This window comes from Companilactobacillus nantensis DSM 16982 (genome assembly GCF_001435815.1).
GTDB lineage: Bacteria > Bacillota > Bacilli > Lactobacillales > Lactobacillaceae > Companilactobacillus > Companilactobacillus nantensis.
Window position 1 is genome coordinate 25,903 of record NZ_AZFV01000009.1, and the last position, 13,557, is coordinate 39,459.

Consider the following 13,557-nt stretch of genomic DNA (forward strand, 5'->3'; position numbering starts at 1 on the left):
ATCGAGAAATAGTTACTGGCTATGCGGACCGGTCTGAAGCCTCACAAGCGAGTCTCCAAACACGCCCGGTGGCTGTAAGCACGGGAAAACACCCCGCACTAACACCACTGTCACAGCCAGTAACTATTCTCGATTCTTCCGACTAAAGTCTTTACATGAATCTAAATTTCTTTAAACGGTTGAAGTATGACAAGCTTGAGATTAGTTGTAATAAACTAACTAGCACCACGCGTATATGATGTATTTTTTCCATAATTTGATATATATATCAAGATTAAAGGGTTCCAAATAGTATTCAAGCCTCGATACTCTAATAAATTAGGAATCAAAAAACAACGAAAAAACTAGCCGTAGGGAACAAGAATTTAGGTCGCTGTGAAGGTGGCGTTATGGCTTTAGCCATTACACCACGGGACGAGTTTTGAAACTCGCGTATTTTGCGAGGTTCAAAATCGAGATTCGAGACCGCTCTTTGGCTCGAATCGGTCCCCATAGCGACCTAAATTTCTTGTTCCTGGAGGCGGCACATTTAACAAGTAAAACGCAAAATATAAAAAGCATGTTGCTAGATTAATTACCTGACAACATGCTTTTATTTAGTGATTTATGATAAGTAAAAAAATCGCAAAAAAGATAACATCCAGAATGGCCGACCATTCGTACCATTTATCTGGCTTATTAAACTCTACTGTGTTATGCCCCCGTTTACGAGGGTACCACGACGGATATTCTTTTTTGGACATGTTCTTCATTTTGCATCTTCTCCTTATTATCTGTACCTCATTATATCGAGATTTGAAAAAATTTGCCACCGAAAAAAATAGATTATCACAGATTTATTAAAAAGAAAGGGCTTGCATTTTAATAAATAAAGAATATAATTTCATTTATTATCCGTTGAGCAGATATAAAGAAATAATTAATGGGGAGGTAAACAAATGAAATATCGTGTAGAACTAAATACAGAATCTCAATTGTTTACTGTTGAAGATAAAAACACTCATGTTTTTGCAGATGGTAAAACAATTGAAGAAGCGGTCGGTAAATTAAAGACTGCTTAATTAAATATTGCACCTCAAAGAGAGCATCTAAAATAATGTTGGCTCTCAAGTATTAAAGCAAATAAAACCAGCAATCCGATTTGGGATTGCTGGTTTTATTTGTTATAAGTGGAAAAGTTTGTGACAAGATTAAGAGTCAAAGCAGTTGGACCATAAAATATTTTTAATCCCGTTAAAATGATAACTGCTACAACAATAAATCAATAAAATATATATATAATTAAATCCCTTTTTAACTCAAAAACCGTATTGTTTTGAAATTGAAACTAGTGGAAAATAAACAATAATTTGCACATTAAGTTAATTGTTTTTATCGTACGGGGGATAAATTATGAATAATATGGATGATAAAATCCGAGCCGCACTATTAGATTTGATGAAAGAGGAACGTTTGGAAGATATTACGATTATGGCGATTGCTGACCGGAGTAAGATAAATCGAACAACCATTTATCGGCACTACAGGGATAAATATGCTATTTTGCAAGATATTGAAGATGAAATTTTAACGGAATTAGATAATATTGACCCAAATACTTATCAGATAGCAACGAGAGAATTTATTGACGAGTCACAAATTTTGAAAATTTTGGAAACGGTGAATAATAAACGAGATGTTATAAGTATTCTTTTGAGTGAAAACGGTGATCCTAGATTTTATGAATATTTCATTGATTTTTTGACTACCAAAGGTTTAATTGTAATTAATAATTCTTCACAGTTTAATGGTTTAGATATTAGGCAGAGAGAATTATTAGTACAATACTTATCGTCAGCATTATTTGGTCTAGTTAAATATTGGATTAACCATCCAGATATGAGTGTAGAAGAGTTGGATAATTTCTACGAAGATATTTTTCGCAATGGAATTAATAGTTTTACTGAAAAATAAGCAGTCAAAGACAGATATAGTTTAGAAACTTTATATTAAATTCAACTTTGGATATAGAATCGGCTATGGAAAAGGGTAGATAAATTCATTTAAATTTATCTACCCTTTTTTGGATTTTATTTTTAATATGGTAAAAATATGAAAAATTGTGGCAAAAATTGTTCATGGAAGCGTCATATTTAACTAACAAAACAAGTTATTTTAAGAATATTTTTAATACTTATGTATAAATCGGATTATTGAACTAGAATAATCACCAAGCAGTATCAAAAAGCAAAAAAATTTTTAACAAAAGGTGTTGAATGATTCTTATGAGAAGGAAATATATCATATTTGCTCTGTTGGCTTTAATTTTGCTAACCGGTTGTTCAAAAAATACCACCACTTCGATGCCAACTAAATCAGTTAGTGCCCTGACGCAGCGAACAAGTTATGGGGATTACACTAATCAACAAAAAAAACTGATTAATTTTTTAAATAAAAAAATGATCACAAATCAAGGTATTTATACTAATTATAGCCAACAATCTTATGAAGAAAGTGAGGCTCGAGGGCATGAATTACTTTCTGAATCATCTGGTTTATGGCTACAGTACTTAGTTTATAGTCACCAATACAAACAATTTCGGCAATTTTATAAGCAGACTAAGAAAATTTTTGATCAAGGTGAACAATTTAGTTATCGTTATACGCCGTCTAAAAAGAAGCAGTTTAATGTTAATGCCACTTTAGATGATCTCCGCATAATCAAAGCATTGCAGATGTACGCTGACTTGACTAAAAATCAAAGTTACCACAAAGAAGCAGTTCAACGTTTTGCCAAGTTACAGAAGAATACGATGTCAGAAGGTAAGATTGCTAGCTTTTACGACATTAAGGCTCACAAGGCTAGTACCGAAGGATCCTTAGCTTATTATGATTTAGCTACTTTGAAATATTTTGAATCATCATCGACCCAAAATAAAAAAATGTATCAAAAACAATTGTCAGTTGTTAAATCGGGTTTCCTAGGGGATGCTTTTCCACTTTATGCTTCAAGTTATAATTGGCAAGCTGAAGATTATAGTCAAGCTGATTTGAATACATCTGAGGCACTTGAAACTGTTTTGCATCTGGCGGAAATTGGCAAAGTTAAAGAGGTTACTTTGAATTGGTTGAAACGTCAAGTCGATAACAATTCTTTGTATAATACGTATTCTGTCAATGGCAGTGTGGTTAGCAAGGGACATTCAGCCGGTAGTTATGCTTTAGCCGCCGAGATTTTTGCACTCAATAAAAATCCACGGATGTATCACAAAGCAATGAAGTTAGTTTGGAAATATCAGATTCAAGATAAGAGTTCTCCAATGTATGGGGCAATTGGGATTGAACGTAAAAAAGAAGCCTACTCTTATAACAACTTGATGGCATTACTAGCAGCTCAATATTGAGGTGATAAATATTGAAGAATAAATTCCGTACTGGATTTGTTCATTTTTCAAAAGTAATTTCTCCAGCAATGTTAGCAACAATTCTAGTAGGGATAATTTGTGGAATTATTTTATTTATTCCGCCAATCAATGGACTAGCAGATAGTGGGGATTTTTATAATACGCTGTTAAGCAATGGGTTATATCGCTTTTCGACGCATTATAATCAATACAATGATTTCGTGATTAAGAAGTTTGGAATTTTACAATATTATAATGAAAATCATTTTTATACTGTTAGTTCGCAAATGATTTTCGTTCGTTTAGCTGTGTTTCTTAATAAATTATTTTATAGCAAAACGGTTTTTGATATTCGTTTCATGGGACTGGTCAACAGTTCGTTTTATTTAGGCGGAATTTATTTACTTACTAAATCGCTTGTCACACCAATACGTAAAATTAAAAATTACATTATAGCTTTATTGGTGGTTTTAATTTTTGGCGATGCGGCATACATTTTATTTTTTAATTCCTTTTATTCCGAAGCACAAATGCTAATTTTCACAGTTTATCTTTTTGCGGCTATCATGTCGTTAGCTCGGAATATTTATCAGCGTCATTGGCCGATGATTGGGGTATTTTTTCTAAATGCTATTTTATTGGTCACGACTAAACCAGCGAGTGCAAGCTTAACAATCTCCTTAATTTTGATTTCAATAGGATTGTTATTTTTGCCTGATTTTAAAGCACGACGGATGGCAATTATTTTTGGGTCCTTGCTCATTTTCATGGCAGGAACTGGTATTTACTTATCGGCTAGCCCGGAAACTCGAGATGCTAATAATTTTGAGTCATTCGCACACGGTGTTCTTTTGGATAATTCTGATCCGACCACTCAAGTAGAAAAAGGTGGAATCAATGGGCAATTTGCTTTGTCACGTGGCGATAATTATTACATCGGTTCTTATACTGCGATAAAACCAAGTGGTAAGTATGTACGCAAAAATTTACTCAGGAAAAATGGAATTGGTTGGGTTACAAGATACTATTTGGGTAATCCAAAACAACTTTTTCAGTTACTGAATGTTGCTGCATCCAATATAACTAGCATACAACCGGCCAATATTGGTAATTATCCTCGTGGTTCAGGACATAAGGCGTTAAGTCGTTACAAATATTTTATGATATACAGTTCGATGGTTCGCTTTTTCTATCCGGGTAAATATGCTTTTGATTGCTTGATGGCTTTGAGTGCCACAATGTGTTACGCAGTCGGAGGTTATTTGGATATAAAGGGTCACCGATATCACGGGATATTAAGATTCTTCCTAGTATTGGGACTAATGGTAGCGGTTGTATATATTCCTATATATACCATCGTTACGGCGGGAGCATCAGATTTGGCGCAACGCCTCTTTATGGTTGGGACTAGTTTAAATTTAACCTTTTTATTATTTATAACAGATATTTTAAATCATACCTTGTGGCATACAGATGGAAAGGTTGGTGATGATGATTGAAAAAGATTAGATTGATGTTCGTAGCAATCAGTTTGTTTTTAATTTCTTGGTTCATCACACCAACTAATGTTCAGGCCAGTACTAACAATCACGTTTTATTAGTCTATGATTCTGAAAATACGGCTACTGGTGCGGCTAAAAAAATTGATACCTTACAACGAGCTTTGACTAGTATGAATTTACAAGTTAAAACAGTTGATCAATCGAAATATAAAAAAGGTGAACTGAACGACCGCTATTTGGGCGTTATAACGATGATTAATTGGCGTGAGTTGGGATTGATTAATCAGAAATTCATATCTGATCGAGCAAAGTTTTCAGGAATCAAGTTGCATATTGGGCAAAATTTGAGCCAGAGTGAAATCAAAGAACTCGGTGGTAGTGTCCAAAAATTATATCGTCAACAATTTAATTTGAAAAACAATGACAACGAGCAATTGTTACCATTCATCAATACGATGACTATTGTGAATAAGACTGAAAAAGCTCAGCAGATTGGGACTTTGGTGACTCAGCAATCCAACCAGCAGAATTATCCATTCGGAATAATCAATGAGAAAGCTGGTTATTTGCCATTTTTTGATACCAGCGGATTGTCATTGATGTTAGAGATTCAATTAATCGGTCAATTGTTTCATCGTGTCGGGACATATCAACCTTTGTTAACTTTTACAAAAGTAACACCGTATAGTGATTTACGAATGATTGATGAATTAAGTCGCTATTGTAATAAAAATGGCATTTCTTTTGCTATTAGTACAACTTCTGTTAGTCAAAATACCAACTTAAAAGCTTTTAATCGTTTTACTGCGACCTTGAGAAACGTCGAAAGTCGGGGTGGAATTATTTTTTTGAATGCCCCCGAAGTTAGCAGTACTAATAACAGTGGAACTTTACTTAGTCAGCAATTTTCGACCTATATAGTTACATTGTCGCAACATCAAGTTTTTCCAGTGGGTGTGAGTGCTGAGGGTTTCTGGAATCAAGATCAAGTTTTGCGGACAAATTTTTTGCAATACGCTAATCATTGGTTGATGTTGCCTAGCCAGAGTCAGCCTAATTTTGTTAAACAAGATAATGATGCTAAAGCTGTCCAAGAGAGTTACTTTGGGATGTCAATGTCATCATTAAAGAAAATGAGTAATACAGGTGATATTCAATTTTCAATTCCAACTGCGTTGACGATACCATTGCCTAATACTGATAAGGATTTAGCAACGGTCAAACGAGATTTACAGCGAAATGACTTTGCATGGTACGATGCGGTTAGTGATGGGTTAACTACCAAAATAGAAACGCCAAGTTCTTTATTGGAATATAAATATGGTAATTATTACGCTAACGGAAAGCATGAAGAGGTTCAGATCAGTAATTCATCGTTAAATAAACAATTCGGCGACAATAAACCTAAAGCAACTCTTAGTCGATACTTTAAGGTACAAGGGCATATCTTTATGACGTTCTTTATAATTGTGACGATTATTTTATTAGTCTTCATTTATCTCGGACAAAAAGTTTATTGGAATCGCATGCGCAGGAAGAAATAGGGGGGACAGTTATCTCAATCTTAGATATTTTGTTATTCATAGCAGTTATGTCAATTTGGGTAACCTTGGTTGTTAATTTAATTCTGACAGTGGCCGGATATACTTGGTATTTACGTAGCGTTCCTAAACCGGATCCGCAATTACCTGATGATCCTCCATTCGTGTCAATTTTAGTTCCAGCCCATAATGAAGGAATCGTAATCGTGAAAACTGTTTTGTCGTTATTGAGTTTTGATTATCCACATGATCGTTACGAAGTGATTGTAATTAATGACAACTCCAGCGATAATTCAGCAGAACTATTGAAATCGTTACAAGCTGAATTTGGTTCCGAGCGTTTGAAAGTTATTAATACAGATAAGGTTACTGGTGGTAAGGGCAAATCAAATGCCTTGAATATTGGCTTGAAACAAGCTAAAGGTAGCATCATTTCAATTTATGATGCTGACAATACTCCAGAACATGGAGCTTTACGTATTTTGGTGGCACAGCTACTTGAGGATGATCGTTTAGCAGCTGTGATTGGTAAATTTAGAACCAGAAATAAAAATGCAACATTGTTAACTCGTTTTATTAATATTGAGACCTTGTCGTTTCAATGGATGGCGCAAGCAGGTCGACAGCAATTATTTCACCTGTGTACGATTCCTGGAACTAATTATGTTATTAGACGTTCCGTCATTGAAAAAGTCGGTGGCTGGGATGATAAGGCCTTAGCCGAGGATACGGAAATTAGTTTTCGGATTTATCAAATGGGTTATCGGATTCGTTTTCAACCGCGAGCAGTTACTTGGGAACAAGAACCACAGACTCTGGACGTGTGGTTTCATCAACGAACCCGCTGGGTTGAAGGAAATATTTATGTGATTGTAAAAAATGCTAAGTTGCTTTTTCAGAAAAAGGGTCGGCCAATTCGGTTTGACTTGCTATATTTTTTAACGATTTATTTTCTTCTGATGACATCGCTACTTTTGTCTGATTCAGTCTTTGTTTTATCTGTGGCTGGAATCGTGCATTCTAATTTACAAGGTTTCAGTAATTCTTTGTAGGTATTTGCGATTCTAATGTTTGTAATTAGTACGTTTGTTACGATCACAACTGAACCTGGAGAATTGACTTTCAATAATTTGTTATTAATTTTGTTAATGTATGTTGTTTATAGTCAAATGTGGCTGGCAGTGGCCGCTTACGGAATGGTGGGGTATATTCGTGAACAAGTCTTTCATAAACAAGCAAAGTGGTATAAAACGAAGCGCTATCAATAAATTATTACGTGTTGGTTGGATATTGATTTTGGGAATAATATGTCTAATGGTTCAGTCAAAAACTGTTGAGGCAGCTGATAATCAAACTTATACGCAACAATTTCAAAACACAACGACAACTTTGTCTGGAAAATCGGTTGTGTCAAATATGTATTTTACAAAGGTAGATTATTGGAATGTTAAAAAGGTTAACTTTAATCTCAACTATCAAATTTCACAATTGGCATCCAGACAATCCTCAGATATTACAGTTTCTATTAACGGTGTAAAATTCTATTCATTTAGACCTAAAGCTGAGACAGGCTTTCAGACGGAAAAAATTTCGATACCGTTGGATTTGCTTCAAGCAAGTAATAAGCTACAAATCAATGGTCAAGTTCTTGATCAAGATAATCAAAATAAGAACTATCAATTGTCACAGACGCCGGCTAATTGGTTAACGATTGGAAACGGCTCGAATGTCAATTTTGAATATCAAGTCAACGAAGCTGATAACACGGTGAGTTCCTTTTATGACCATTTTTCAGGTAAGGATACAATTTCGTTTCAGCAAGCTAGAATTGTTACGAGCAATCATCCAACGAGTGATGAATTGACTGCTAGTATGATTGCTTTGTCTGGTGAATCGCGAACAATTTCAACTGATAGTGATCAAATACCAGTTGTTAAAATGAGCCAGTTACAAGATAAAACAGGCGATTATTCAATTATTATGGCAAATTATAATAAATTGCCAAATAAGTTTAAATCACAAATAAATGTGGCTGATGTTAATGGACATGCTGTTATCAAAACCTATTATGTTGACGGCAAGCACTATTTATTAGTAACGGCTAAAGACGGTAAATTGTTGGAAAAAGCGGCACGATTTGTTGCTAATGAAGAGTTGATGAGGGAAACAACTAAGTCAAACAAGAGTATTTCTGCAAGCACAGATACGTATACAGCTAGTCAGCAAGATAGTGGCACGCATTCTTTGACAAAGACTCCAGATCGAATTGACGGGGCTGGCCATCGAGAAACAAGTTACTTTATTCAAATACCGAATGATAAAACAAATGTTGACGGCTCAAAAATCAATCTGCATTTTAAATATAGTAAGAATCTCGACTTTAGTCGTTCGTTAGTGACGTTGTACGTTAACAATACGGTTGTTGGAAGCAAGAAACTCACAAGTGTCAGAGCTGATGGTGATGATTTAACCATGGCAGTTCCAAAGGGTGTTGCGCTTGGCAGTAGTTTCACTGTTCGAGTGGCCTTTGACCTGGAGATGAAGAATCAATCTGAATCGGATAATAGTGATACACCATGGGCTGAAGTGGAACCACAATCGAAAATGGTTGTGAAATCAGGTCAAAGTAATGACTTACTGTTTACTAATTACCCAACGTTGTTTATTAATAATGAGTCGTATGATCATTTGGTAGTAATAACACCGGAAAATTTAAATGATGACGATTTCAAAACTTTAACGAATATTTTTAATTTAATCGGTTTATATTCTAAAAATAATACCGGAAGTATCCAATTTTATAATCAGATACCTAGTCAATCAGTTTTGAATAACAATAATGTGATTGTTGTCGGAACTCCTAAAAATAATGCAATGATTAAGAAATTAAATCCAAATTTGTATTTTAAATATTCAAGTAATTTTGATCGAATCGTGTCGAATGAAAAATTAAGTATTGAAGCGGGCTACGGTAAAAATATCGGAACAGCTCAACTGCTTCGTTCACCATATAATGATAAGCGAGGGATGTTGGTTGTTACCGGTGTTACGACGAAAGATACTTATCTAGCGTCAACTCAGATTGGATTTCAAAAGAATATTCAAGGATATACTGGGGATGCAATCGTGACCGATTTGAACAATAGTCATAGTGGCTATCGATTTAAAAAAGATAAGGCGATTGATAAGTCACTTGCAAAGAAACAAACCTTTACAAAGAATTCACAATTGATTCTTTATTTAAGTTTGGCAATAATCGTTATCATTATGATTGGTATCGCTGTAATTTTGACGATTAGAAAGCAATCTCGTTTGAATAGGGGGAATAAAGATGGACAAAAATGATGAGAAAAGTTCACTTTATCAAGATATTGGTTTGCTATTCTTTATTTCACTCTTTGGGATGACTGCCATTCTAATGGCGATAACGGGAAATATTTTATTGAATGTGATTTATTTATTTTGCGCCATGACTTTGTTGATGATTACGTACTTTTTTGGTTTAGTACCAAGCTTGATTTCCAATATTGTTTTTATTGGCATTCAGGTAGTAATTATGATTTATCAATATACTAATAATATTAATCAAATACCTTGGCAATTGAGCTTTTGGATGGTGATTCCGCTATTACTGTCAATTGCACTTTATTCCATGACACGTAATCAGATCATTTTACAAAAGGCAAATAGTGAGCTTAGAACGTCGTTAATTCAACGTGGTGCCTTTGATGAGGAGACCAATTTACGGACAACAGTGGCTTATATTGAGGATATAGCGGTATTTGCGGAGACTAATCGTCGGTTTGATATTCCAGTGACAACGGCTATTATCAAAATTCGCTACTTTAGTGATTTGAAACGAATGATGAGTCAGGGACAGTTGGAACATTTGCTTAAATTGACAACGAGTACGATTAAAGCCAAAACTAGAACAAACGACATTACGTATTTATTGAATAATGAGGATCCAACATGGGCGATTCTGCTATATACAGATACTAAGGGTGCACAAATTGCTACGAATCGAATTAAAAAAGGTTTTGAAGACAATATTGAAACAGATGATTCGTTGAGTTCGATGGCAATTTCTATGATTGTCGGTATTGCAACATGGGATGCTGAAACGATGAAGACACCTTATGATCTGATGAATGCTGGTATACACGAAACTCAGTATGATGTTTAGAGGCAAAAAAAGAAGCTGTGAGATTTCTCACAGCTTCTTTTTGTTATTCGTTCCAACTTTATTTATTTTTTTGCAAAATTTACTTGTGTCATACCAGCGATAGAAATTTTATCGCCATTATGTAACTTTACATTTACCTTTGGTACTTGAGACATATCAGTGTCGCCACCAAGAACTTCGTTAGTTGAATCTCCAAAAACGCTCTTAGGATCAACCATAAAGTTACCACTTTGGCCATCTGGAGGAGTTACAGTATACTTTCCCTTTTTTATATCTTTACCAACTACCCAAAATCCAGTTGCAAGAGTGGTAGTATTTTTCTTGTTTCTCTTTGTTACAGGTGTAAAAGAAGCTGAAGTCAATCCCTCAATTTTAACTTTATCACCCTTTGCTAATGTAGCGGTAACTGAAGGTACTTGACCATAATCTGTTTCACTACCAAGAATTTCATTAATTGAATCACCATGTAAGCTTCTTTTGGGAGTGGATGAGATGTTACCGCTTGAACCATCAGTTGAAGTAATAGTGTATCTTCCTGGTTTCAATTCTGTTGAGCCAACCTTGTAAGATCCAGGAATTAAAGTTGCCTGTTTTGCTTTAGCAGAGACGACAGTTTCTTGTAATGGATTAATGTTTAAATCTGGTGTTTCTAAAAAAGTTGTGGATAGAGTAATAGCAGCAATGCTTGTCAGTAATACCTTTGAATATTTGTTCATAATGTATCCCCCTATAAACATATGTTCAGCTTTTAAAGTCATCAGTATTTGGACAAATAATTTATTTGTATGTTACTAATGTATGAAATCCTTCCATATCTTTCATCAATCCTTGATTTTGAAGTGAATCAAATTTGACATCTAGGATTTCAAAACCATCTTTTTGCATATTTAATAAAATTCCATCTATTTGTGTAGTGTATTTATCTTCAGCACCAAAAATTTGATTGATCCATTTGCTAAAGCTATTAATCATAACTACATGAGTGAATCCGTCTTTTTTTAAAAGTGGTCTGACTTCTTTTACGTAAATATTTTCTGCTGAATTCTTTTGATTATTGGTAAACATCCCCATATTAAAATTATTCCTCCTAATTTTTCGTTAAATAGCTAAATTCATGACTTTTCATGGTTACTAAACCTAGTCATACAGTGTAGATAACAGCTTTGACAATCAATTTAGATACCCTAAGTCCTAGTAAGGATAACTAATGTAATAAATTAGTATGTCAGACGAATCAGGATTGAAATCAACAATTGTGCTATTAAAATAATTTTGGAAACGTTTTACAACGTATCCCTCAACATCATGAAAAACTACAATATCCGACACAAAAATCTCTGATTGTTTTAAATTTTTCGGTTTGTATTAATGATATGTCTGAAGAAACTTTATCTATGGATGCTCTATTAACATGATAAATTATAATAATTAAAATAAACAGTTTAATTTGAAAATTATGATAATAAAAAACAACCAGTTGATAATAACTGATTGTTTAAAACGAGTTCACATTTTTTTGTTTTTTCGTGACACATATTCAGGTAATATACATCAATATTTTAAGTATGCTGAAACCTATTGAAACTCTATAAAGCGAACTACGAGGAAGATACCCCTTACTTTAAAAAGGGCTAAACACTAGTAGTTACGAGTATGTTTTTGACTAAGTTAATTGCGTGACGTTGTTCATGACGTTGTCTACATATTGACGAAATTAGCCATCTTGTTAATAGTATTTTTACGTGATAGTTTAGACATGTGCCAATAAACATTTAGAATCTGAGAAGCATCACTATGTCCCAGTTGCAATTGAACTTCTTTGATACTTGCACCAGCTTCAAGTAATAGGGAGCAGGTTGTATGTCTTAAACCATGTACGGTAATTCTTTTGAGATCATATTTTGAACAGATATGATCTAACCACTTATTGGCTTTAGTTAGGCTAAGAAGTGAATTTTGGGTGTTGGGAAATAACAATTGATCAGAATTATCGGTGTTATATCCAAGTTCAAACATTTCTTTTCTTAGCTCAATAATCCATTTTTTCATGGTTAGGGAAGTTTCTTTATCTAATCCTATTGTTCTGATTGACCGTTTGGTTTTTGGCGTTGATATTATGGGAATATTATCAATACTACGACTGACGGTCTTATTTATTCTCAAAGTGTTGTTTTTTAAATCAAGGTCTGAGATAGTTAAAGCCAATAATTCACCTTTTCTAGCGCCAGTGAATAGAGCCAGTCTGAAGAAAGCAACTGCTTTTTCATTTCGGCCACTATATTCAAGATCGAGGCATTTAAGAAACTTTTGAACTTGCTTCTTATCCCAATAGTTATCATTGTCTTGTTCAACTAAATCTTTGTTGAGATGTGGCATGATAATCAATTCCATGGGATTATCATAAGTTATCTTGAGTCGCTTTGCCTCTTTAAAGACAAGACTTGCATAGTCCTTTATCTTATCAAAACTTGTCAGCTCCTTAGACCACTTATTAACCGCTTCCTGACACATTGGAACGGTTATTTTTTTTATCTCTCTAGAGCCAAAAATAGGGAGTATATGGTGCTTAAAAATACCTAATACTCGGTTCAAGGTACTTTCTTTGACTGTATTTTTATATGATTTTATGAAATATTCGTAGACTTCAGAAAATTTAGTTGTTTGCTTTTCTGAATAGCCGTAATTATCAACGTTAACCATTGCTCGAGACGCCGCTAATTCTGCTTGTCGTCTCGTTTTGAAACCACGTTTAGTTGATCTTTTTACTTTTCCGGTTAATGGGTCAGTGCCACTTGAAAATTGACACATCCATAATTTTGTTCCGGATTTTGTTTTGTATTGTTTAATATAAGCCATGATTTTCTCCTACACTGTGTGGAAGCAGGGTTAAGAGAGGTCCATGAATTTATCACCTTCTTTCAATTTTGATAAAAATAAATAAGCCT

Annotated in this window: 10 protein-coding genes and 1 pseudogene; 8 read left to right on the forward strand and 3 right to left on the reverse strand. The window is 34.2% G+C overall.

Going from position 1 to position 13,557, the window contains the following annotated elements:
- The first annotated feature begins 938 nt into the window (after nucleotides 1-938).
- From FD31_RS14470 to FD31_RS05230, 8 genes and pseudogenes are all read left to right on the forward strand, one after another.
- On the forward strand, nucleotides 939-1,061 hold the full coding sequence (locus FD31_RS14470) for a hypothetical protein (protein WP_268872417.1): 123 nt from the start codon (nucleotides 939-941) through the stop codon (nucleotides 1,059-1,061).
- A gap of 331 nt (nucleotides 1,062-1,392) precedes the next feature.
- On the forward strand, nucleotides 1,393-1,953 hold the full coding sequence (locus FD31_RS05200) for a TetR/AcrR family transcriptional regulator (RefSeq protein WP_057891711.1): 561 nt from the start codon (nucleotides 1,393-1,395) through the stop codon (nucleotides 1,951-1,953).
- Nucleotides 1,954-2,264: 311 nt separating this feature from the next.
- Nucleotides 2,265-3,383, forward strand: coding sequence for a hypothetical protein (locus FD31_RS05205; RefSeq protein WP_057891783.1), 1,119 nt, complete (start codon nucleotides 2,265-2,267; stop codon nucleotides 3,381-3,383).
- A 68-nt stretch (nucleotides 3,384-3,451) separates the two neighbouring features.
- Nucleotides 3,452-4,882: a glycan biosynthesis hexose transferase WsfD gene (gene wsfD, locus FD31_RS05210; RefSeq protein ID WP_147007333.1), complete on the forward strand. Its 1,431-nt coding sequence runs from the start codon at nucleotides 3,452-3,454 to the stop codon at nucleotides 4,880-4,882.
- On the forward strand, nucleotides 4,879-6,429 hold the full coding sequence (locus FD31_RS05215; RefSeq protein WP_057891713.1) for a hypothetical protein: 1,551 nt from the start codon (nucleotides 4,879-4,881) through the stop codon (nucleotides 6,427-6,429). Before wsfD ends, FD31_RS05215 begins: the two co-directional genes overlap by 4 nt.
- An 11-nt stretch (nucleotides 6,430-6,440) precedes the next feature.
- Nucleotides 6,441-7,694 (forward strand): annotated as a pseudogene (locus FD31_RS05220) (glycosyltransferase family 2 protein).
- A gap of 46 nt (nucleotides 7,695-7,740) precedes the next feature.
- Nucleotides 7,741-9,771, forward strand: coding sequence for a cellulose biosynthesis cyclic di-GMP-binding regulatory protein BcsB (locus FD31_RS05225; protein WP_057891714.1), 2,031 nt, complete (start codon nucleotides 7,741-7,743; stop codon nucleotides 9,769-9,771).
- On the forward strand, nucleotides 9,758-10,612 hold the full coding sequence (locus tag FD31_RS05230) for a hypothetical protein (RefSeq protein ID WP_057891715.1): 855 nt from the start codon (nucleotides 9,758-9,760) through the stop codon (nucleotides 10,610-10,612). The genes FD31_RS05225 and FD31_RS05230 overlap by 14 nt, the downstream gene beginning before the upstream one ends.
- Before the next feature lie 62 nt (nucleotides 10,613-10,674).
- Here the strand turns inward: FD31_RS05230 and FD31_RS05235 are convergent, their stop codons facing one another.
- The 3 genes from FD31_RS05235 to FD31_RS05245 all read right to left on the reverse strand — a co-directional run bounded on the left by FD31_RS05235 (nucleotide 10,675) and on the right by FD31_RS05245 (nucleotide 13,468).
- A complete protein-coding gene (locus FD31_RS05235) occupies nucleotides 10,675-11,328 on the reverse strand; it encodes a hypothetical protein (RefSeq protein WP_057891716.1) in 654 nt (217 codons plus the stop codon).
- Between the two features lie 61 nt (nucleotides 11,329-11,389).
- Complete coding sequence (locus FD31_RS05240; protein WP_057891717.1) at nucleotides 11,390-11,683, reverse strand: hypothetical protein; 294 nt, start codon at nucleotides 11,681-11,683, stop codon at nucleotides 11,390-11,392.
- 627 nt (nucleotides 11,684-12,310) lie between these two features.
- A complete protein-coding gene (locus tag FD31_RS05245) occupies nucleotides 12,311-13,468 on the reverse strand; it encodes a site-specific integrase (RefSeq protein WP_057891718.1) in 1,158 nt (385 codons plus the stop codon).
- Between the last annotated feature and the right edge of the window lie 89 nt (nucleotides 13,469-13,557).